This window comes from Mycobacterium sp. NGS48 (assembly GCF_059812585.1).
Genome location: NZ_JCALCY010000013.1, coordinates 38,010 through 58,426, shown reverse-complemented (window position 1 = coordinate 58,426; position 20,417 = coordinate 38,010). Strand labels below are relative to the sequence as shown.

General features: G+C 65.8%; 21 protein-coding genes. 10 read left to right on the top strand and 11 right to left on the bottom strand.

What is annotated here, in order from left to right; all coding sequences use genetic code 11:
• Window positions 1-122: 122 nt before the first annotated feature.
• A complete protein-coding gene (locus tag AC5Y42_RS19120; RefSeq protein ID WP_499900139.1) occupies window positions 123-1,355 on the bottom strand; it encodes an MFS transporter in 1,233 nt (410 codons plus the stop codon).
• A gap of 108 nt (window positions 1,356-1,463) precedes the next feature.
• Window positions 1,464-1,754 carry a copper-sensing transcriptional repressor RicR gene (gene ricR, locus AC5Y42_RS19115; protein WP_499900138.1) on the bottom strand — a complete coding sequence of 97 codons (291 nt, stop codon included), beginning with the start codon at window positions 1,752-1,754 and terminating at the stop codon, window positions 1,464-1,466.
• Window positions 1,755-1,878: 124 nt separating this feature from the next.
• Between ricR and ilvD the strand changes: the two genes are divergently transcribed.
• Both ilvD and AC5Y42_RS19105 read left to right on the top strand, forming a co-directional pair.
• A complete protein-coding gene (gene ilvD, locus AC5Y42_RS19110) occupies window positions 1,879-3,597 on the top strand; it encodes a dihydroxy-acid dehydratase (RefSeq protein ID WP_499900137.1) in 1,719 nt (572 codons plus the stop codon).
• Between the two features lie 93 nt (window positions 3,598-3,690).
• Entirely contained in the window at window positions 3,691-4,671 is a 981-nt protein-coding gene (locus AC5Y42_RS19105) for an NAD(P)H-dependent flavin oxidoreductase (protein WP_499900136.1), read from the top strand.
• Window positions 4,672-4,674: 3 nt separating this feature from the next.
• Here the strand turns inward: AC5Y42_RS19105 and AC5Y42_RS19100 are convergent, their stop codons facing one another.
• Window positions 4,675-5,334 (bottom strand): O-methyltransferase, encoded by a 660-nt coding sequence (locus tag AC5Y42_RS19100; protein WP_499900135.1) that lies wholly within the window; start codon window positions 5,332-5,334, stop codon window positions 4,675-4,677.
• A gap of 154 nt (window positions 5,335-5,488) precedes the next feature.
• Here AC5Y42_RS19100 and mymT point away from each other — a divergent pair, with 154 nt between their 5' ends.
• Window positions 5,489-5,650 (top strand): copper-binding metallothionein MymT, encoded by a 162-nt coding sequence (gene mymT, locus AC5Y42_RS19095; protein WP_499900175.1) that lies wholly within the window; start codon window positions 5,489-5,491, stop codon window positions 5,648-5,650.
• Between the two features lie 29 nt (window positions 5,651-5,679).
• Here the strand turns inward: mymT and AC5Y42_RS19090 are convergent, their stop codons facing one another.
• The 4 genes from AC5Y42_RS19090 to AC5Y42_RS19075 form a co-directional block, all read right to left on the bottom strand.
• Window positions 5,680-7,740, bottom strand: a complete 2,061-nt coding sequence (locus AC5Y42_RS19090; RefSeq protein ID WP_499900174.1) for a beta-glucosidase — start codon at window positions 7,738-7,740, stop codon at window positions 5,680-5,682.
• Between the two features lie 88 nt (window positions 7,741-7,828).
• Complete coding sequence (locus AC5Y42_RS19085; RefSeq protein WP_499900134.1) at window positions 7,829-8,341, bottom strand: TIGR04338 family metallohydrolase; 513 nt, start codon at window positions 8,339-8,341, stop codon at window positions 7,829-7,831.
• Window positions 8,338-9,087 carry a DUF2786 domain-containing protein gene (locus AC5Y42_RS19080; RefSeq protein ID WP_499900133.1) on the bottom strand — a complete coding sequence of 250 codons (750 nt, stop codon included), beginning with the start codon at window positions 9,085-9,087 and terminating at the stop codon, window positions 8,338-8,340. Before AC5Y42_RS19080 ends, AC5Y42_RS19085 begins: the two co-directional genes overlap by 4 nt.
• 120 nt (window positions 9,088-9,207) lie before the next feature.
• Complete coding sequence (locus AC5Y42_RS19075) at window positions 9,208-10,047, bottom strand: alpha/beta hydrolase (protein ID WP_499900132.1); 840 nt, start codon at window positions 10,045-10,047, stop codon at window positions 9,208-9,210.
• Here AC5Y42_RS19075 and AC5Y42_RS19070 point away from each other — a divergent pair.
• On the top strand, window positions 9,995-11,065 hold the full coding sequence (locus AC5Y42_RS19070) for a sigma-70 family RNA polymerase sigma factor (protein ID WP_499900131.1): 1,071 nt from the start codon (window positions 9,995-9,997) through the stop codon (window positions 11,063-11,065). The two genes, AC5Y42_RS19075 and AC5Y42_RS19070, sit on opposite strands and share 53 nt — an antisense overlap.
• A 57-nt stretch (window positions 11,066-11,122) precedes the next feature.
• Here AC5Y42_RS19070 and AC5Y42_RS19065 read toward each other — a convergent pair whose 3' ends face one another.
• Entirely contained in the window at window positions 11,123-12,256 is a 1,134-nt protein-coding gene (locus tag AC5Y42_RS19065; RefSeq protein WP_499900130.1) for an NAD(P)H-dependent amine dehydrogenase family protein, read from the bottom strand.
• Between the two features lie 62 nt (window positions 12,257-12,318).
• On the opposite strand from AC5Y42_RS19065, the gene AC5Y42_RS19060 reads away from it, so the two are divergent.
• The 4 genes from AC5Y42_RS19060 to AC5Y42_RS19045 all read left to right on the top strand — a co-directional run bounded on the left by AC5Y42_RS19060 (window position 12,319) and on the right by AC5Y42_RS19045 (window position 15,887).
• Window positions 12,319-13,182: a helix-turn-helix domain-containing protein gene (locus AC5Y42_RS19060; protein WP_499900129.1), complete on the top strand. Its 864-nt coding sequence runs from the start codon at window positions 12,319-12,321 to the stop codon at window positions 13,180-13,182.
• Between the two features lie 6 nt (window positions 13,183-13,188).
• The gene (locus AC5Y42_RS19055) at window positions 13,189-13,929 is read left to right on the top strand and encodes a glucose 1-dehydrogenase (protein WP_499887907.1); all 741 of its coding nucleotides are present in this window, start codon (window positions 13,189-13,191) and stop codon (window positions 13,927-13,929) included.
• A 79-nt stretch (window positions 13,930-14,008) separates the two neighbouring features.
• Window positions 14,009-15,133 carry an NDMA-dependent alcohol dehydrogenase gene (locus AC5Y42_RS19050; protein ID WP_499887908.1) on the top strand — a complete coding sequence of 375 codons (1,125 nt, stop codon included), beginning with the start codon at window positions 14,009-14,011 and terminating at the stop codon, window positions 15,131-15,133.
• Between the two features lie 28 nt (window positions 15,134-15,161).
• Window positions 15,162-15,887 (top strand): pirin family protein, encoded by a 726-nt coding sequence (locus tag AC5Y42_RS19045; protein ID WP_499887910.1) that lies wholly within the window; start codon window positions 15,162-15,164, stop codon window positions 15,885-15,887.
• Here AC5Y42_RS19045 and AC5Y42_RS19040 read toward each other — a convergent pair.
• Window positions 15,884-16,186, bottom strand: coding sequence for a GlsB/YeaQ/YmgE family stress response membrane protein (locus tag AC5Y42_RS19040; RefSeq protein ID WP_065014801.1), 303 nt, complete (start codon window positions 16,184-16,186; stop codon window positions 15,884-15,886). The genes AC5Y42_RS19045 and AC5Y42_RS19040 overlap by 4 nt on opposite strands.
• A 146-nt stretch (window positions 16,187-16,332) precedes the next feature.
• On the opposite strand from AC5Y42_RS19040, the gene AC5Y42_RS19035 reads away from it, so the two are divergent.
• The gene (locus AC5Y42_RS19035) at window positions 16,333-17,694 is read left to right on the top strand and encodes a YhgE/Pip domain-containing protein (protein WP_499900128.1); all 1,362 of its coding nucleotides are present in this window, start codon (window positions 16,333-16,335) and stop codon (window positions 17,692-17,694) included.
• Between the two features lie 192 nt (window positions 17,695-17,886).
• Entirely contained in the window at window positions 17,887-18,945 is a 1,059-nt protein-coding gene (locus AC5Y42_RS19030) for a phosphodiester glycosidase family protein (RefSeq protein WP_499888043.1), read from the top strand.
• A gap of 6 nt (window positions 18,946-18,951) precedes the next feature.
• On the opposite strand, the gene AC5Y42_RS19025 is transcribed toward AC5Y42_RS19030, so the two are convergent.
• On the bottom strand, window positions 18,952-19,632 hold the full coding sequence (locus AC5Y42_RS19025) for a YoaK family protein (RefSeq protein WP_499887913.1): 681 nt from the start codon (window positions 19,630-19,632) through the stop codon (window positions 18,952-18,954).
• Between the two features lie 28 nt (window positions 19,633-19,660).
• The gene (locus AC5Y42_RS19020) at window positions 19,661-20,368 is read right to left on the bottom strand and encodes a hypothetical protein (RefSeq protein WP_499888045.1); all 708 of its coding nucleotides are present in this window, start codon (window positions 20,366-20,368) and stop codon (window positions 19,661-19,663) included.
• Window positions 20,369-20,417 lie beyond the last annotated feature (49 nt).

Sequence of the window (20,417 nt, the reverse complement as noted above, 5' to 3'; positions counted from 1 at the left end):
CCTCCAGTCACAATCTCAACCAGTGTGGCACAGCACGGCGATCCGCTACCGGCTCAGCGAGCGCCGCGCGCGGTGCTTCACAGCGCTGACCTGCTGTGTTAATCGGTGTGCAGTGGGGAACGTTACGGTCGCTCCGCCGGCACGGGCACATCGAACATGTGCCGGCTCGCCGTCATCCCGGCCAGCGCGACACCCATCAGGGCCGCCGACGCGGCCAGCATCACCGGCACGCTGTGCTCAAAGAGCAGCCCGCCGGCCAGCGAACCCGCCATGATGCCGACCTGGAACGCCGTGACATACAGCGCGGATGCGCCGTCGGGATCGTCGGCGGCGTTCCGCATCGCCGCCGACTGCAGCAGCGGTGACACCGCGGTCGCCATCGCACCCCACAGCACGATGGCGCCGGTTCCCACCAGCGCTGCGGCCGCGGCGCGCTGCTCACTGAAGGCGAGTCCGGTCAGCAAAACAAACGCCGCCGCCAAGCCGGTCATACAGATGATGACCGCACGCTTGGGTCGGCGGTCCAACGGGCGTGCCACCACCGGGACTGCCACCAGGCCCGCCACGCCGTATATGGCCAGCACCCAGGCCAGGTTCGGTCCGCGGATGCCGACGACGTCGCGGATGATCACCACGATGAAGGTGTAGGAGATGAAATGGGCCCCGACCGCCACCATGGTGAGCAAGCTGACCGTCCATAACCGGCCGTTGCGGTGGTGGCGGGCCGCCGGGCCGACCCGCTCGAGCTGCTCGGCAGACAGCACCATCACCGGCAGCACCAGCCATGCGGCGGCGGTGACGATCGCCGCGGCGACGGTCACGCACACGACGGCCCACCGCCAGCCCCACACCAAGCTCATCGCCGCCGTCAACGGGCTGCCGACCACCAGTGCCAGGCTGGTGCCCACATAGATCGCCGTCGTCGCGCGGCCGGCGTGGCTGGGCGGCACCAGCCGGGTCGCGATCGGTGCGATCACCGACCACATCAAACCGTGGGTGACCGCGCAGAGCGCCCGCCCGCCGGCCAGCACCGCGAAATTCGGGGCCAGCGCCGAGACGAGCTGGGAGACGGTCAGACACACCAGGGTCAACAGCAGCGTCCGCCGTCGCGGCCAATGCGCGGTCCAACGCACCAGCGGGATCGTCGTCAACGCTGCCACCAGCGCGTACCAGGACAGCAGGGTAGCGACCAGAGCCAAGCTGACGTGCAGGTCGCGGGCAATGGCCGGCAGGGCGCCTACCGGCACGACTTCGGCGGTGACATAGATGAACGCCGCCGCGGCCAGCACCGTCAATTGCATCGCGATCCGCGGCGTCCACGGTCTGGTGCTGGTTGTTCCGGTTTGGGCAGTCATGGCGTCGGATGTGGCGTCGGCCGGCTTACGACACGATCGCGCTGCACCTACCGTACGCACTGCCGCCACGCCGATGACTCAATCACGCGATTCGGCGCGGCCCGCGGATCAGGACCGGACGAGTCGCGCGATCGCCGCAGAGGCTTCGGCGAGCTTCTCCTCGGCCTCGTCGCCGCCGTCGGCCACCGCGCGGGTGACGCAATGACCCAGATGTTCGTTCAGCAGGTTCAGCGCCACCGAGCGCAGCGCACTGTTGACGGCACTGATCTGGGTGAGGACGTCGATGCAGTACTTGTCGTCGTCGATCATCTTCGCGATGCCACGCACCTGGCCCTCGATGCGGCGCAGCCGCTTGGCGTAGTTGTCCTTCTGTGACGAATACCCGTGTGCGGATGTCATCTACCCTCCCAGCATCGTGGCACCGAGCTGCGCAATGCACGCGGCATACCGCCACAGTACCCTATACCCCCGTAGGGTATTAAATTAATTTGGGCGGCTACGAGGTCACGAGCATACTTGGCCAATGGCCCACAGCACTGACTCGTCGACCGTCGCCCCGGACATCAAACCCCGCAGCCGCGACGTCACCGACGGCCTGGAAAAAGCCGCCGCCCGTGGAATGTTGCGCGCGGTCGGCATGGATGACGACGACTTCGCCAAACCCCAGATCGGGGTGGCCTCGTCGTGGAACGAGATCACGCCGTGCAACCTGTCGCTGGACCGGCTGGCCAAGGCCGTGAAGGACGGCGTCTTCGCCGCGGGCGGCTATCCGCTTGAGTTCGGCACGATTTCGGTGTCCGACGGCATCTCGATGGGTCACGAGGGCATGCACTTCTCGTTGGTGTCCCGCGAAGTGATCGCCGACAGCGTCGAAACCGTGATGCAGGCCGAGCGCCTCGACGGCTCGGTGCTGCTGGCCGGCTGTGACAAGTCGCTGCCGGGAATGCTGATGGCCGCTGCCCGACTGGATCTGGCGGCGGTGTTTCTCTACGCGGGCTCGATCCTGCCCGGGCGCGCCAAGCTGTCCGACGGCAGCGAGCGCGACGTGACGATCATCGACGCCTTCGAGGCGATCGGCGCGTGTGCGCGTGGCCTGATGCCGCGCGAAGACGTCGACGCGATCGAGCGGGCCATCTGCCCCGGCGAGGGCGCCTGCGGCGGTATGTATACCGCCAACACGATGGCCAGTGCGGCTGAGGCGCTGGGGATGTCACTGCCCGGCAGTGCGGCACCGCCGGCCACCGATCGCCGCCGGGATGCCTTCGCGCGGCACAGCGGTGAGGCGGTGGTCGAATTGCTGCGTCGCGGCATCACCGCCCGCGACATCCTCACCAAGGAGGCGTTCGAGAACGCGATCGCGGTGGTGATGGCGTTCGGCGGCTCGACCAACGCGGTGCTGCATCTGCTGGCCATCGCCTACGAGGCCGGCGTCGAGCTGTCGCTGGCGGACTTCAGCCGCATCGGGTCGAAAGTGCCACACCTCGCCGACGTCAAGCCGTTCGGGCGCCATGTGATGTTCGACGTTGACCGGATCGGCGGCGTGCCGGTGATGATGAAAGCGCTGCTGGATGCCGGCCTGTTGCATGGTGACTGCCTGACGGTGACCGGCAAAACCGTGGCCGACAACCTCGCGCACATCGCCCCGCCGGATCCCGACGGCAAGGTGCTGCGCGCCTTGGACAACCCGATCCATCCGACCGGGGGCATCACCATCCTGCACGGATCGCTGGCGCCGGAGGGCGCGGTGGTCAAGTCGGCGGGCTTCGACTCCGATGTCTTCGAGGGCACCGCAAGGGTTTTCGACCGGGAGCGGGCGGCGCTCGATGCTCTCGAAGACGGCACCATCACCGCAGGCGACGCGGTGGTGATCCGCTACGAGGGTCCCAAGGGCGGGCCCGGAATGCGCGAAATGCTGGCAATCACCGGCGCCATCAAGGGCGCCGGTCTGGGCAAGGACGTGCTGTTGTTGACCGACGGTCGGTTTTCCGGCGGCACCACCGGCTTATGCGTCGGCCATGTCGCCCCCGAGGCCGTCGACGCCGGACCGATCGCCTTCCTGCGCGACGGCGACCGCGTCCGGCTGGACGTGGCCAACGCCACCCTCGACGTCTTGGTCGATGCCGACGAGTTCGCCGCTCGCCGTGCCGGTTTCACCCCGCTGCCGCCGCGGTACACCACCGGCGTGTTAGCCAAATACGTCAAGCTGGTCGGTTCGGCCGCGATCGGCGCGGTCTGCAGCTAGCCCCCTTTTATTGCGCGAACGTGCGTGTCCCCGGTCGACACGCCGAGCATTGAACCGGGAAGACGCACGCTCGCGCCGAACGGAAGGTGAGCCATGGACATCGCGGATCGACTGCGACTCGACGTCCCGATCGGCCAAGCCGGCATGGGCGGCGGACTGGCCGGCGCAGACCTGGCCGGTGCCGTCGCGAAAGCCGGCGGCCTGGGCACACTGGGGCTGGCGCCGCCCGGCCAACTGCGAGCGGCGATCGACCAAGTGCGGGCCGAGGCACCCGGCCGCGCCGTCGCGGTGAACCTGCTCATGCCGTTCGTGCGGCGCGGTCACGTCGACGTCTGCATCGACAACCGGGTTGACGTTGCGGTGGTGGCATTCGGCGGTGACCGTGACATTGTCGAGCGCCTGCGCGACGCCGGGATCTTCGTCTTCGTGATGGTCGGCACCGGCATGCAGGTCCGCGAGGCAATCGACTGGAGCGCTGACGGTTTGATCGCACAGGGCCGCGAAGCCGGCGGCCATCTGGTCGGAACCGTACCGGCGCTCGAGTTTTTACCCCAGGCGTTGGCGGCAGCCGGCGGCCGTCCGGTGTTCTCAGCCGGCGGCATCGCCACCGCCGCCGACACCCGCGCGGCGCTCGACAACGGCGCCGTCGGCGTCATCGCCGGCACGAAATTCCTGTTGACCAAGGAAGCCGGCGCACACCCCGAATACCAGCGACGCGTCATCAACGCCGAGAAGACAGTGGAAACCACGCTCTTCAGCGTGAGTTGGCCGTTACGGCACCGCGTTGTTCCGAACGCGGCCACCCGTCGCTGGTGCCGCGGCGACGGGTCCGCGAAGGCATTGCCCAGTGCCATCAGCGCCAGCAGTCGGTGGCTGTCCGTGCTCGCTAATCTCGACCCAGGCAAGCTCACCCGCCTGCAATCTGCTGCGCTGCCGGTATTCACACCATTGGCGCCGCTGGCGGGCATGCCGGATTCGGCGGTGGACTCTTGCGCCCTCTACGCCGGCGAAACCGCGTTGCGGATCAGCACGATCACGTCGGCTCAGCAGGCGGTCGAGGATCTGACGCCCTGACGGTCACTTGACCAACGCCATCGCGAAGCCGTCCCATTCTTTGGCGCCGACCGTCTGAATCACCGCGGTATCCAGCCGCGGATGCTCACCCATCACCTGCAGTGTCTGACGCACCACCTGCATCAAACGGTCATCGGGTTCCGGCGTCAAGATGTGCCCTTCACGAATCACGTTGTCCACCACGATGACTGACCCCGGCCTGGCCAGCCGAACCGCCCAATCCAGGTAGCCGAGGTTGTTTTCTTTGTCAGCGTCGATGAATACCAAGTCGAACGGGCCGCCGGTCAGCGTGGGCAACGTCTCCAACGCGGGGCCGACCACCACCTCCACCCGATCATCGACGCCGGCGCGGGACATGTTCGCTCGCGCCACCTCGGCGTGCCTGGGCTCATATTCCAGCGTCACCACCTGTCCGCCCGGACCGGCTGCGCGCGCCAACCAGACGGTGCTGTAACCACCCAGCGTCCCGATCTCCAGGATTCGCCGCGCCCGGATCGCACCGGCCAGTAGGTAGAGAAACTTGCCCTGTTGAGCCGAAACGGCGATCTGCGGTAGCCCAGCCGCCGCGCTGGCGTCCAGCACCGCGGTCAATTCCGGATCCTCGCCGACGACGGTGGTGTCCAGGAATGCGTCCACGTCCTTGGGATTTGGCTGCGGGGTCATGCGGTCCACGCTAGCGGATTGGCACCACAAAGTTCCGTCGCTGGGCTTTACGGCATACCCGTATGGGGTATATGGTGAGCAAGTGGTTGTCCTCGCCAGGGCAGGCACTCGGAAATACCCGGATCCCGCCGAGCAACTGGGGTCCCCGACACAGATAAGGGTGAAACACATGGGCAGCAACGAGGCAGAGACTGTTCTCACCTGTGGCCACGAGGGCTGCGGGTGCCGCGTTCGTATCGAGGTCGCATGCCATTGCGCCGGTGCCGGCGAACCGTACCGTTGCACTTGCGGCGATGAATTGGTCGCCGTCAGCTAGATATGGAATTCGCGGTCCGGGCTAGCCGGTCATCGCCCGAAGTGGCGGCCGGCTAGCTCGGTTTCCGCGGTCAGTGTCAACGCGCTCGCCGACGCGCCGATTGCCACCGCATACGAGCCCTCATCGATTCGCCAACTGCCGGCCTCCCCGTCATAGCGGGCCAGTAGCCTCGGGTCCGCCTCGATGGTGACCAGGCGAGTTTCGGCTGGCTCGAGTTCAAGTCGCTCGAATCCGAGCAATCGCATCCGTGGTCCCGCCGGTGCGGCCGTCAGATATAGCTGTGGCACGTCGGCGCCGCGGCGGTTGCCGGTGTTCGCCACGGTGAAGCTTGCGGTGACGGTGGCGCCGCCGCGCACTTGTAGATCGCGGTACTCGAAGGTCGTGTAGGACAGACCGTGCCCGAACGCGAACAGCGGAGCGCGGCCTTGCTTGGCGAACCACCGATAGCCGACCTCGGCACCTTCGGTGTAGTCGATGGTCGTTGGAGTGCCCCACGGCTCGCCCAGCCCCGGCAACTCGGGCCGCGGAGTCTGGCCCAGGTCGACGGGAAACGTGATCGGCAATCGGCCCGACGGGTTGACTTGCCCGGCAATGACTTCCGCGATCGCCTGGCCACCGCCCTGCCCCGGGTACCAGGCCTGCACAATCGCCCTGACCGCGTGGCGCCAGGGCATCTCGACCGGATTGCCGGTCTGCAGCACTACCACGGTATTCGGGTTGGCCTCCGCGACAGCGGCAATCACCGCGTCTTGACCCCAGGGCAGCGACATGTCGACGCTGTCGAGACCTTCTCCTTCCACGCGGACAGCGAAGACGATCGCGACATCTGCGCGTCGTGCCGCCACCGCCGCCTCCCCCGGACTGACACCGGGATCGAACTCCACCCGCGCGCCCGGGAGATGGGTTCGCAACTCGGTTACCGGCGACGACGGCAACACATAGAGGTTGCGCAGACCCCCGGGCCAGTCGAGCGGAACGACGTGAGCATAGCCACCGGGCGGAACCACGGTGCTCGACCCGCAACCGGCCACCACGCCCAGCTGCGCACATCCGCCGACCGTGACGATGTTGACACTTGATGAAAGCGGCAGCACCCCATCGTTTTTCAACAACACGATGCCCTGCCTGGCAACCTGCAACGCGATGTCATGGTGGACATGCATATCCGGCGTGGGCACGGGGTCCCATCGGTCGGCGCCGACAGCGTAAATGGATCGCAGGATCCGGCGCGTCATGTCCGAGAGACGCTTTTTGGGTAGCGTGCCTGCGGCGTAGGCGGCTTTGAGCTGGTCACCGAACGCCTCCGCCTGCCAGAACAATGCGTCAATCTGTGCTCCGGATTCCTGATCGAGGCCCTCAAGCGCGAACTCCCAGCTTCGTGTCGCGCCCCAGTCGGACATCACCCAACCGCGGTATCCCCAAGCGGTTTTCAGCACGTCGTTGATCAGGATGTCGTTGCCGCCTGCGTAGTCGCCGTTGACTTTGTTGTAGGCAGTCATCACCGCGCCGGGTTGTGCGCGCTCGATCGCAATCTCGAACGCTAGCAGGTCCGATTCGCGATGGGCCGACGGTTCGATAACGGCATTCAACCAGTGCCGGTTGGTTTCGCTGCAGTTCAGCGAGTAGTGCTTGATCGTGGATATGACGCCTTGCTGCTGGATGCCCTCGATTGACGCGGCGGCAATCGTGGCACTCAAAAGCGGGTCCTCGGAAAGGTATTCGAAGTTTCGGCCATTGCGTGGGTCTCGGGCGAGATTGATGCCGCCGGCCAGTAACACGTTGAAGCCGCGGCTGCGGGCCTCAGACCCGATCGCCTCTCCAGCGGCACGGGCCAGCTCCGGATCGAAGCCGGCGGCCAGCGCCAGACTGGCGGGCAGCGCGGTGGCAGTATCTCCGGGCCGGAAGCCGGGGTTGGTGATCCCCAGACTGGCGTCACTCATCAGCAGTGCCGGAACACCGAGGCGCGGGACGCCGGGCACATAACCGGCACTCATCGGGACGTCAGGCGGAATGCGCTCATCGCGCACCGGCAACAACTCGTTGGCACCCATCACACTGCGCAGCAGCGAAAACCGCTCGTCGTCGGTCATCTGCGCCTCGGCCTCGCGGGCACGAATGTCGACGTCGGTGTCGGTGGGGAGCACCGCGCCTATTTCGCTCACCCGCTCAACCGTAGCCCTACCGGACGCCCTCTCTGGCGTACACCACCCGCAACAGGTATCCGAGCTCCGGGCCCATCACCAACTCGGCCAGTGTGCACATGGACACCACGAACTGCGGCCCATGCGGCGGCTGCGCATCGCACAGATGATGCGTGATCTCGTGCAGCACCACCAGTTCGCGCATCGCCCAGTCGGCGGTGTCGCGATCTGGCACAGCAATAACCCCCGCGCCGTCATGATTTTCGTAGTGCGCCGCGGTGGCCGCCCGCCGAGAGCGCACCCTCAGCGGCAGGATGTGCGGCCACTGCTGCCGTACCGTCGGCAACGCCAGCACGTCGTCGACGTAGCGCTGCACCGCCGCAACCGAGGCAAAGCGAGCTTCGGGCGGTAAGGTCAACCGCCCGCCGAAGAATTCGACGTCGCCCGACCCGTGTTCAGCGGCGCGCTCGAATAGCGTCCGAACGAATTCCTCAGCGGCATAGACCTTCGAGCGCTGTGCGTCGCGGGGAGCAGAGTTTTCGGAGCTCACCGATCCAGCGCGGTGTGCGCCCCCGACAGCTCCGGACTGTTGCCCAGCCGCGCCCGCTTACCGGCCCGATCACCCGCCCGCCGCGCCGCCGAGGAGTAGCCCGCTGATGCCCGGCTGGCCTGCCAGGTACCGCGCGCTTTTGACGCCCCCCGGTAGTGGTCACGTAGCTCGATTTCTTTGTTGCGTAGCGCGATAGCGGTTCCCGGGGCACGGCCGCGGTCCTTTTTGGCTTCGCGCTGAGTCTGCTCACGGGTCTCGGTCAGTCGGTGACCGATCCGGGACCCGAACGCCAGCTGAAAATTGAGCCGCGCGGTGATCGTCGGGGTGGGCCGGTGCGCACCGGTAGCGATGTAGGCATCCGAGGCACGCACCATTTGGACCACCAGGCTCGCGTACAACGCATGGGTGGTGTCGATGTCCTCGGCGAACCCATAGGCATAGACGAACGTCGAATTCGACGCCACATCGCAGCGCACGTCGTTGGCGTGGGCGATCACCACGAACAGCTGCACATAGGTACGCAAACCCTTGGTGCCGGCATCGCCGATGCTGATGGTGCGCTGGACCGGCGTCTGCGCGGGCGTGCGCTTGGTGGCGTGCGATCGGGCTACCGCCAAGTCGATGGATGTCGCAGTCGCCAGCCGTTGCGCGGCCGCCATGAACGCCTCGGCCTCATGGACGTTGTCGGTGCCTTCGGCTTGTCGCAACAGTGCCGCGATCCGCGCCAGCATCTTGTCGTCGGTCATAGGCGCCGCTCCTCCTCATCGTCCCCTCGCAAGCTGGGGTGCCCCGGGCGCTCTGCATCGTCGCCGGCGCGGGTCATACCGCCAAGCTAGTAGACGGGGACGACATCGCCCTCCGGCTATTCACAGCCGCGCGTCGATCCAGGACACCACGTCGTCGAGCACCTGATCGCGCTCGGGTTCGTTGAATACCTCGTGGTAGAGCCCGGGATAGACCTTCAGCTCAACGTCGGGACTGCCCACCGCCTCGACCAGCCGGTGGCTGCCCTCGACGGTGATCAGCCGATCTTCGGAGCCGTGCACGATCAGCAGCGGCGCGGTCAGCGCCGGCGCGCGACGCGGCATCGTCTCGCCAACCAGCAGCAGCGCGCGGGCGATGCCGGCGGGAACCTTGCCGTGGTGCACCAACGGGTCGGTGTTGTAAGCGTCGACCACCGCCGGGTCGCGGGATATTGCGTTGGCGTCGAGCTCCTGCACCGGCAAACCCGGAGCCACGGCGCCGAGGGTCTTCGCCGTCAGCGCCAGCAACTTCGGCACAGCGGATTGTGCCGCGACGGCAGGCCCGGACAGCACCATCAAGTCGTAGTTGTCCGGGCGTTCGACGCCGTAGGCGAACACAATGCCGCCGCCCATGCTGTGGCCCAGCACAATGCATTTGCATCCCGGGTGCTCCTTGGCGGCGATGCTGACGAGGGTGCCAAAGTCGCCGGTGTACTCGGAGATGTCCTTGACCAGCACGCGCTTGCCGCCCGAACGGCCGTGCCCACGGTGATCGAGCGCATAGGTGACCAGGCCGGCCGCACCGAACCGCTGCGCAACGTGGTCGTAGCGGCCGGCGTGTTCACCCAGGCCGTGGGAGAGGACGACAACCGCGCGTGGTGCGGTGTCGGGGGTCCAGACGTCGTAGACGATGCGTACGCCGCCGACGCCGTCGAAGTTTCGTTCGGTACGGGTCGTAGTCATCACCGGCAGCATGTCACACGTTCTGCGTAGGCTCACTCGGGTGAGCCTGCTCGCAGAAGGCCTCGAAGGCGGCGATTTCTCCACCCACGCCGAACCCTACCGTCGTGAACTGCTCGCGCATTGCTACCGCATGACAGGTTCGCTGCACGACGCCGAAGACCTGGTCCAGGAAACCTATCTGCGGGCCTGGAAGGCCTTCGACCGTTTCGAGGGCAAGTCGTCGGTGCGGACTTGGCTGCACCGCATTGCCACCAACACCTGCCTGACTGCGCTCGAGGGTCGGGCACGCCGACCGTTGCCGAGCGGGCTGGGGGCGCCCAGCTCCGACCCGACGGCGGAGTTGGTGGAACGCACCGAGGTGCCCTGGCTGGAGCCGCTGCCCGACGCGTCGAACGATCCGGCTGACCCTGCGGTGATCGTCGGCTCGCGTGAATCGGTGCGGCTGGCGTTTGTCGCGGCACTGCAACACCTGTCAACGCGGCAGCGGGCGGTGTTGGTGCTGCGCGACGTGCTGCAGTGGAAGGCCGCCGAGGTGGCCGAGGCGATCGGCACGAGCACCGCCGCCGTCAACAGCCTCCTGCAACGGGCCCGCGCCCAATTGGACGCCGCCGGGCCCAGCGCCGAGGATCGCTTGGCTGCGCCGGATTCGGCGGAAACGCAGGATCGGCTGGCCCGCTACATCGCGGCGTTCGAGGACTACGACGTCGACCGGCTGGTGAAGTTGTTTACCACCGAGGCGATTTGGGAGATGCCCCCGTTCGTCGGCTGGTATCAGGGCCCGGGCGCGATCGCCACCCTGATCCGCCAACAGTGCCCTGCGCAAGCGGCCGGTGATATGCGCCTGCTGCCGTTGGTCGCCAACGGCCAGCCCGCCGCGGCGATGTACATGCGCGACGGCGACAGACATCTCCCGTTCCAACTGCAGGTGCTCGACGTGACCGACACCGGCGTCAGCCATGTCGTCGCCTTCCTCGACACCTCACTGTTCGCGAAATTCGGCCTGCCTGCCGGCCTTTGATTGGCATCACTCTCCGCTGCAGGGCATGGACGCAACTGGTCACTCGGTACCTAGACGTCAGAACAGCCGGCTGTCGGCTGGCGGGCCGACGACGGGGCGCACCGCTCCGGCGCCGGTGATCAGCGGAAGATCTAACGCCGAGAGCAGTCCAGGCTGCGCCTGGCACACCGCCGGAATGGCGTTCACCATTCGCGAGGCGCCGGCGATCCGCGCCCCCAGATCGTGATCATGGTCGTCGGCCATCTCGAACTCACAGCGCATGCTCGGCGAGCCCTCGATTTCCACGCGATACAGGCCGCGACCAGACGCCAATCCATATCCGAGATCTTTTGGCTCGATCGAAATGTGCGGCTGCGGCCACTCCGGCGCAATGTCGTCGCGCATGCGGGTGACGTGATCGATCACGAACGTCGGTCTTCCGTCGACGTGGCCGGTCAGAGTGGAGCGCATGGCGCCGATCGTGCCCGCTGCGATGTGGCCGGTCGGGGTGTCGAACGACTCGTTGGCCGCGACCCGCTCCACGTTCTCCTCGATGTGCTCGATCTCCACCCCCAGCCCGGCGCCGAGCTGGTGCAACACCGGACCCCAACCGAAAGTGAACATTCCCGGTTGCGCCGCGAACGCAGCGAACTCCGGCGGCTTGCCGAACCCGAGGATCTCGTAGACCGCCGCCTTGTCCGGATAGGTAGCGTAGTTGAACATTTCGGTCACCCGCACGCTTTCAATGACCCGCGAAACCCCCGAAAGCATCAGCGGTAGAACGTCATTGGCGAACCCAGTGTCGATACCGGTGGTGAAAAGCGACGCACCGCCGGCCAGCGCGGCCTCGCACAGTGGCTCGGTGAACGCGGCGTCGACGGCCTCGGGGAACACCAGCGGAACCACCGAGCAGGACACCACGTTCTTGCCTGCGCGCAGAATCGACGCCATATCCGCGATCGCCTCCACCGGGCGCAGGTTGGCCGCCGCCGCGTAGACCACCGCGTCGGCGTCACCGGCGAGCAGTGCAGCGGGGTCTTGCGTTGCGGTCACCCCGACGGTGTCGATTCCGCACAACTGCCCCGCGTCGCTCCCCGCCTTCGCGTCGCTGTGGACCACCAGGTCGACCAGTTGCAACTTCGGATGGTCAATCACGCCGCGCAGGGCGATCAACCCCATCGATCCCGGACCCCAAACGCCAACCTTCAGCAATGCAGTCTCCTATTATTAGGACACAAATTCCAATATGCTGGCCAAATCGTAGGGAGGTGATCATGGCTTCGTCAATGGCCAAGTCGCCGCCCACTCGCCGAGTTATGGATGTCCTTGCTGCACTTGCCCATTCACACCAGGGTTTGACCTCGGCCGAGCTGGCCAAGATATGCGACATCAGCACCTCGACGTGTGCCCTGGTGCTGACCGAACTCGAGCGTCGTACCTGGGTGTCGCGGCGTGACCGGCGGTACGTGTTGGGCAGTGGCCTATTCGGGCTCGTGCACGGCCTGCGCACGCAGTTCCCGCTGCTCGATCGTGGCCGCGAAACACTGGTGTTTCTGCACCAGCAACTCGGCGCCGGGTGCTCGATGTCCAGAATCGGCGCGACCCATCTGACCACCGTCGACGCGGTGGGCCACGGCACCGACAGTGAACATGCCGTCGGCCAACGGTTCCCGATCGATCCGCCCTTCGGCCTGGTCGCTATGGCCTGGCGCGACGACGATGCGGTCGACGGGTGGCTGCGCCGCATCACTCCGCGGCTCAGCCGTGCCGATATCGCCGCACACCGGCAAGTCCTCGCCGACATCCGCGATCGCGGCTGCGGAGCATGGCGGTTCGACGACGCCCACGCCTCGCTGCACGATCGCCTCAGCGCCGTGCTGGCCTCGCTGGAGCCGACGGCACAAGTGACCCGCCAGCTCAGCACGCTGATGACGATGGTGACACTGCGCTCGGTAACCAGGACGCTCGAAACGGACTTGCCGTCAACAGAATTCGTTGTATTGCCGATCTTCGGCAGCACCAATCAGCCGGAATATCAAATCGAAATCCACCTGGGCCGCTCGCAGTCGTTGACGCTGAGCGAACTCGACGCGGCACTCACGCAGGCACAGACGCTGCTGGGCCGCGGGGTAGCCTGACCCGCCATGGGGCGCGTAGACGGAAAAGTCGCACTGATCAGTGGCGGCGCCCGCGGCATGGGCGCTGCGCACGCGCGGGCATTGGTTGCCGAAGGAGCGCGGGTGGTCGCCGGCGACATTCTCGACGACGAGGGCAAGGCGCTGGCTGAGGAACTGGGCGCCGCCGCCCGGTTCGTCCACCTCGACGTCACCCAGCCCGACCAGTGGAAGGCGGCGGTGGAGGCGGCGACGGGCGAGTTCGGCATCCTGAACGTGCTTGTCAACAATGCCGGCATCGTCAACGGCAACACGCTGCAGAACTTCCCGCTTGCCGACTGGCAGAAGATCATCGACATCAACCTGACCGGGACATTCCTGGGCATGCAGGCCGCCGTCGAACCGATGATCGCGGCCGGCGGTGGGTCGATCATCAACATCTCGTCCGTCGAGGGCCTGCGCGGCAGCCCCGGTCTGTACGGCTACGTCGCCTCCAAGTTCGGGGTACGCGGGCTGGCCAAGGCCGCGGCGCTGGAGTTGGCGCCGCACAATATCCGGGTCAACTCGATTCATCCGGGCATGATTCGCACCCCGATGACAGCGGGCATCCCCGAGGACTTTCTGCAGATCCCGTTGGGTCGCGCAGCCGAACCCGGCGAGGTGTCCGCCTGCGTGGTGTACCTGGCCTCAGACGAGTCGTCGTACTCCACCGGTGCGGAGTTTCCCATCGACGGAGGCCTGACGGTCGGGGTTCCACACAAGACCATGTAGGGCACCATATGAGCAGCTCAGGCGATAAATCAGGGGCTGTTCTGTAACGTGTTCTGGCTCGTTGGCTAAGATCGCTCGGATGAAGACCAAGGGCGCACTGCTATGGGAGCTGAACTCGCCATTCGCAGTCGACGAGATCGAGGTCGGCGATCCCGTCGACGACGAGGTTCAGATCAGGATGCATGCCGCGGGCATGTGCCACTCCGACTACCACCTGACCACCGGGGCCACCCCGATCGGACTACCCGCTCTCGGCGGCCATGAAGGCGCCGGCGTCGTCACCAAGGTCGGCAAGGGAGTCACCGGACTGGAAGAGGGCGACCACGTCATCCTGGCGTTCATCCCGGCCTGCGGTGCCTGCCCGCCCTGCCTGAAGGGCTTCCGGTCACTCTGCGATCGCGGCGCGGTGTTGTTGGGCGGCAAGGCGATCGCCGACGGCACTTCCCGGGTGCGCGCCGGGACTCATGACGTGTCGCCGATGAACCTGCTCGGCACGTTCGCCCCCTACATGACGGTGCACAAGGATTCCGTGGTCAAGATCGACCCCGACGTGCCGTTCGAGTCGGCGGCGATCCTGGGTTGTGCGGTGCCGACCGGATTTGGATCCGCGACCAACGTCGCGCAGGTGCAGCCCGGTGAGACGGTGGCGATCGTCGGTGTGGGCGGCATCGGGATGAGTGCGCTACAGGGCGCGGTGCTCTCCGGAGCCAAGCATGTCATCGCGATCGACCCGGTGGAGTTCAAACGTGAGCAGGCCATCAAGTTCGGCGCCACCCATGTCTATCCGTCCATGGCCGAAGCCATCGCCCCGATGATCGACCTCAGCTACGGCCTGATGGCCGACAAGACCATCATCGCCGTCGGCGAGATGCGCGGGGAGATGATCGAAGAGGCGATGATTCTGACCGCCAAAACGGGTACCTGCGTGGTGACCGGCATGGGCGCTATGACCGACGTCGACGTCAAGCTCAACTTGTTCCTGTTCACGATGTTGCAGAAAACGTTGAAAGGCAACATCTTCGGCGGCGGCAATTCGCACATCGAAACGCCGCGGCTGGTCGGGCTGTACAAGTCCGGGCTGCTGAAGGTCGACGAGATGGTCACCAACACCTACCGGCTCGAAGACATTAACGACGGCTACCAGGACATGCTCGACGGCAAGAACATTCGCGGTGTCATCCAATACACCGAGGCCGACTGGTAAAGGTTCACGGGCGGGTACCGTGGAGCCTGTGCCTGCCACCGTCGACATCAGACGTGCGCAGGACCGTGCCGTCACCAAGACGTCCTGGCTGAACTCACGGCACTCGTTCTCGTTCGGTGATCACTACGACCCGGACAACACCCACCACGGCGTGCTGCTGGTCAACAACGACGACATCGTCGAACCGGGTTCGGGCTTTGACATGCACCCGCACCGTGACATGGAGATCGTCACCTGGGTGCTGGACGGCGCACTGGCCCACCGTGATTCGGCAGGCAATTCCGGAGTGGTGTACCCGGGTCTGGCGCAGCGCATGTCGGCCGGCAGCGGCATCCTGCATTCGGAGAAGAACGACTCTGATAGCGAGCCAGTACATTTCGTTCAGATGTGGGTGACGCCCGACCAATCTGGCGCCGCCCCCGGCTACCAGCAGGACGAGGTCGGCGACCAATTGCTGGCCGGCCGGCTGGTCACCATCGCCTCCGGCATCCCCGGCCATGATGCCGCGATCACCATCGGCAACCGTTCAGCGGCTCTACACGGCGCGCGGCTGCGTCCCGGTGAGGCAGTCGAATTGCCGTCGGCGCGCTATGTGCACCTGTTCGCGGCGCGCGGCAGCGTCGACGTCGAAGGCCTCGGCAAGGTCGTCGACGGCGACGCTGTCCGCTTCACCGATTCCGGCGGGCGCCGGCTAACCGCCGGTGAGCCGTCAGAAATCCTGGTCTGGGAGATGCGTACCGGGTTGGGCGGCTAGCGCCGAAGCCCCATCCGGCGCCCGCCGACCTGGCTGCCACTGCGCCCGGTGATGCCCACGTAGATGGCAATCAGCAGGACCGCGACAGCGACGCCGACCAAGAAGGGAATGACTTCCCACCCTCCGTTTGCGTTGGTGTATCCAAGCTTGTAGGTCAGCCACGATCCGACTAACGAACCGACGAAGCCGAGCAGGATTGTCATGATGATGCCGATGTGTTGCGGGCCCGGCATTACCAGGCGCGCAAGTGCGCCGACGATCAATCCGATGACAATGGCGCTGACGATTGTTCCAATCATTGCTGCTCCTCTGTTTGCCGCCGAAGCGTCCTCTGACGCCATCGTCAACCGGGAGTTCCCTCTTTTGCGGATCTCCTAACGTGGCGGCGTAATCACCACCCGCCGTCTTCCGCCGACATAGGGTAGGCCCGACGACAGGAGCGGGTATGCCTCAACCTCAGCACCACGCAGCGGCCACCGTGAAAGCGACCCGGACGGTGCGGTTCTGGGCGGTGCCGATTGTCGTCACATTGGCCGTATTGTCAGCACTGGCCGCCTTGTACCTGGGCGGCATCCTCACACCGATGACCAGCCTGCGGCACTTTCCGGTGGCGGTCGTCAACCAGGACGCCGGACCGACGGGTGCGCAGGTCGTCAAGGGTCTGGTCGCCGGCCTGGACAAAGACAAATTCGACGTGCGCGTCCTAACCCGCAAAGAGGCCCTGCACCAACTGGACACCGCAAAGGTCTACGGCGCGGTGGGGATACCGCCCAACTTCTCGTCAAAGTTGCAGACCTTCGCGAAAAACGTGGTGGCCCCAGGCGGCATCGACCGACCGGTTATCGTCGTCTCGACGAACCCGCGGGCCGGTACGTTGGCTTCAAGCATCGCCGGTCAGACACTTTCCCGGGCCACTGACGCGGTCAACCGCAAAGTGGGCCAACGGCTTTCGGAAGAAGTCTCGCTGCAGACCAACGCCGCGCCGATGGCCGCCGGAGTCACGGCGATGCTGGCCAACCCCATCGATATCCAAAGCGAAGTTTATAAGCCTCTTCCCAATGGCACCGGCAACGGCCTTTCCGCGTTCTACTACGCGCTGTTGCTCTTGCTGGCCGGCTTCACCGGCAGCATCGTGGTCAGCACACTGGTGGACTCGATGCTCGGTTATGCGCCAGCCGAATTCGGGCCGGTATACCGGTTCGCCGAGCAGGTCAACATCTCGCGGTTCCGCACGCTACTGGTCAAATGGGCGTTGATGGTGGTGTTGGCACTGTTGACGTCTGCCGTCTACATGATGATCGCCAACGGGTTGGGCATGCCCATCCCCCACGGCCGCGCGTTGTGGCTTTACGGGGTGTTCGCGATCGTCGCGGTCGGCGTGACGTCGACGTCGCTGATCGCCGTGCTGGGTTCCGTTGGCCTCCTGGTCAGCATGTTGCTGTTCGTCATCCTCGGACTGCCGTCAGCGGGGGCGACCGTTCCATTGGAGGCCGCGCCGCCGTTCTTCGGTTGGCTGGCCAAGTTCGAGCCCATGCATCAAGTCTTTCTCGGCGCGCGGGCACTGCTATACCTCGATGGTCATGCCGACGCCGGATTGACTCATGCGCTGATCTTGACGACGATCGGATTGGTGATCGGCCTGCTGCTTGGCGGCATCGTCACCCGGATCTACGACCGTCGGGGTTACCACCGGATTCCGGCTGCGGCCGAACCATCGGCCAGCGGGCAACCGCCGGACCGTGGTGACGCGACACCAACGGAGGAGCCCGCGTCCGGCGCCGACGAAACGACGCCCGCTTCCGAGTAGCGCTCAGTCCGGCCGGGCGGTCAACTCGCCGGAAAGTCCAAGCAGCGGAACGTCATTGCGGCGCGGCCAAAGCGTCATCCGATCGTTACGCAAGTTGACTCTGTTATAGGCGTGGTTAATGGTGTGCTTGTTGTATCGACGTCCGCGCCGAAAGGTCCCCCCGTGTCGACTCTCGCCGTCACCTTCCGGCGCATGGCAGCTTGCTGCGCCGTGGCGATGTTGTGCGTGGCCGTGGCCACCAGTGTGGGGCAACCGGTGGCCCGCGCCGAGGCGCGGGATTTGCTGGCCAGCGCCATCGCCGGGACCCGGGGTTCCTACCTGGTGTACAACTTCGGCGCCGGCCACCCCGCGCCGATGCTCAATGCCGGCGGCAGCTGGTACGACGGCACCAGTGGCGGCCATTTGATGATCATCAAGGCTGCCTCGCAACGTCTTTCACCGCACTTGCTGGTGGACAGCCACCGCGGTGCGCAATCGCGGTGTGAACGTACCCCCGGAGCGCGTACCGGCGACGGGCTGATGCAGGCCTCCGAGATCTACTCGCCGCTGCAGGCTTGGCAGCTGCTGGGCCAACCGACAATTGCCATCAACGCCAACTTCTTCGACGTGCGGGGCCAAAAGGGCGGGTCGTGGCGGTCGACGGGCTGCAGCTCGCCGCTGGGCGCCTACGTCGACAACACCCGCGGCCAAGGCCGGGCCAACCAAGCGGTCACCGGCACGGTGGCCTATGCCGGCAAACAGGGCCTCTCGGGCGGCAACGAGCACTGGAGCGCCTTGGCAACGATGATCATGCCGACGCGCGGTGCGCCATTCGTGGTATGGCCCAGAGGCGGTCGGGACGGCAGGGACTACGACGCCGCCACCCCGGTCGTACAGGGCTTGGTGGACAAGGGCGAGCCGTTCGTCGCGGTGAGCGGGCTGGGTCTGTTGTCGCCCGGCAGCACCGGCCAGCTCAACGACGATGGCCCGAGCGCGGCACGTACGGCCATCGCCTACTCCAAGCCCAAAGACGAGATGTATGTGTTCCAGGGCGGCAGCTACACACCAGATAACATCCAGGATCTGTTCCGCGGATTGAACAGCGACACTGCGGTTTTGCTCGACGGCGGTGGATCGTCGGCAATCGTACTGCGCCGCGACACCGGCGGCATGTGGGCCGGCGCCGGGGTTCCCAAAGGGTCCTGCGACACCCGCCAGGTACTGTGCGACTCCCGTGAACGGGCACTACCCAGCTGGCTCGCGTTCAATTAAGCCGCGTCAGGGTCGGCCGAACCGAAAGATCAGCAGGCTCACCGTGACCACAGCGGCGGCCAATCCGATCACCGGCGCCACCATGACCCGAGACAGCGTCGCGCCCAGAATGGCACCACCGCACATCGCGGCGATCACGCTGTAGCGCAGCTTTTCACGTTCACCGCCGCCGCCGGCAAGCCGGCTGTCTACTCCGAGGCCGACGACGGTCGACGTCAGCACGGTGGTGGTGAGCTCCTGGATGCGGAACTGGCGTGCGGTGGCGTTCTGCACGCCGAAAGTCAGTGCCAGGCCGGCGATCAGGATGAGTTTCGTATTGGAGTGATAGTTCAGGATGCCGGTGCCGGCCAAAATTGACAGCACCACCAAGATGGTGACCTCCAAGCCGAGTGCCGCTGTCAGCCACCGCCGGGTCTGGTGTCCGAGGATGCGAATCAAGCGGCCGCCGAGCACAGTGCCGACGAGGAACCCCGCGAAGGCGACGACCGCTGCGGTCAGGTCGACGCCGGCGCTCGGCACGAACCAGAAACCCAGGAAGATGACATTGCCTGTCATGTTCGCGACGAACACGTGACCGAGGATCAACACACTGATCGCGTCGACCAGGCCGGTGGCGAAGGTCAGCAGCAGCAGCGCCGCAACGGTCAGTCGATCGGATACCGGCGAGACGATCGCGCCAGCAGCCATCGGGGCCAGTACCTTTCGGTGAGCTGCCTTACACGTGGGGCGTCAAATCCAAGGAGGTGATGGTGTTCATCTTGGTCACCAACCAGCGCGCGTGGTCGCGTTTCATCATCAGCCGGTAGGACAGGTACCTCAGCGTCGGAACGTTTTTCGTCAGTGGGCTGGTAGATGTTGTATTGGTGTACACGATCGCGGTGGCGTTTGTCGGGTTCAGAGATTCCACCGCTGCACCGGTGACCTCAGTGGTGTTGGTGATCTGCGCTTGCTTGTTGGGCGGGACGACCGCATCGATGTATTTGCGGTACTGGGCTTCGAAATCGCCGCTGAGGTACTGCGCCGAGCGATCAGCCAGTTTATCCATGTTGTCCGGATTGTAGGTCCACAATGTCGTGATCGCGTTGGCGGCAGTGCGCGCGACTTGCAGCTTGGTAGCCACGGTGGCGCGATCGGTCAGGTATGGCTGTAGGGTCGCACCGGCGAACGCTGCAGAGCCTACGAACAGTACGGCCGCAGCGGCTACAGCAATGGCAAGCCGCCGGCCGGCCGGTCGTCTGGCGGCGGTTTCCGCGGCCGGTAATTCGTCGACATCTCCTTCGCGCTCGGTGTCGCCGTCAGTGTCTTGCGCTTCGTCGACGCCGATCTGGTCAGAACCGCCGTTGGCGGGCCGAGTTGCGGCCTCGTTACTTTCGACGCTTTCGGCCCCCTCTTCGGCCGAGGGTTCATCGTGGGACGCCGCCAATTCGGGTGGCTGGGCGTCTGGTTCGGCAGCTTCGGTCTCGGCGGTGGCG

Bases quoted from the DNA above. Each gene is read 5' to 3' on its own strand.
- AC5Y42_RS19120 (WP_499900139.1), bottom strand. From the start codon at position 1,355: ATGACTGCCCAAACCGGAACAACCAGCACCAGACCGTGGACGCCGCGG.
- ricR (WP_499900138.1), bottom strand. From the start codon at position 1,754: ATGACATCCGCACACGGGTATTCGTCACAGAAGGACAACTACGCCAAG.
- ilvD (WP_499900137.1), top strand. From the start codon at position 1,879: ATGGCCCACAGCACTGACTCGTCGACCGTCGCCCCGGACATCAAACCC.
- AC5Y42_RS19105 (WP_499900136.1), top strand. From the start codon at position 3,691: ATGGACATCGCGGATCGACTGCGACTCGACGTCCCGATCGGCCAAGCC.
- AC5Y42_RS19100 (WP_499900135.1), bottom strand. From the start codon at position 5,334: ATGACCCCGCAGCCAAATCCCAAGGACGTGGACGCATTCCTGGACACC.
- AC5Y42_RS19090 (WP_499900174.1), bottom strand. From the start codon at position 7,740: ATGACCGACGACGAGCGGTTTTCGCTGCTGCGCAGTGTGATGGGTGCC.
- AC5Y42_RS19080 (WP_499900133.1), bottom strand. From the start codon at position 9,087: ATGACCGACGACAAGATGCTGGCGCGGATCGCGGCACTGTTGCGACAA.
- AC5Y42_RS19070 (WP_499900131.1), top strand. From the start codon at position 9,995: ATGCGTACGCCGCCGACGCCGTCGAAGTTTCGTTCGGTACGGGTCGTA.
- AC5Y42_RS19075 (WP_499900132.1), bottom strand. From the start codon at position 10,047: ATGACTACGACCCGTACCGAACGAAACTTCGACGGCGTCGGCGGCGTA.
- AC5Y42_RS19060 (WP_499900129.1), top strand. From the start codon at position 12,319: ATGGCTTCGTCAATGGCCAAGTCGCCGCCCACTCGCCGAGTTATGGAT.
- AC5Y42_RS19055 (WP_499887907.1), top strand. From the start codon at position 13,189: ATGGGGCGCGTAGACGGAAAAGTCGCACTGATCAGTGGCGGCGCCCGC.
- AC5Y42_RS19050 (WP_499887908.1), top strand. From the start codon at position 14,009: ATGAAGACCAAGGGCGCACTGCTATGGGAGCTGAACTCGCCATTCGCA.
- AC5Y42_RS19040 (WP_065014801.1), bottom strand. From the start codon at position 16,186: ATGATTGGAACAATCGTCAGCGCCATTGTCATCGGATTGATCGTCGGC.
- AC5Y42_RS19035 (WP_499900128.1), top strand. From the start codon at position 16,333: ATGCCTCAACCTCAGCACCACGCAGCGGCCACCGTGAAAGCGACCCGG.
- AC5Y42_RS19030 (WP_499888043.1), top strand. From the start codon at position 17,887: ATGGCAGCTTGCTGCGCCGTGGCGATGTTGTGCGTGGCCGTGGCCACC.
- AC5Y42_RS19025 (WP_499887913.1), bottom strand. From the start codon at position 19,632: ATGGCTGCTGGCGCGATCGTCTCGCCGGTATCCGATCGACTGACCGTT.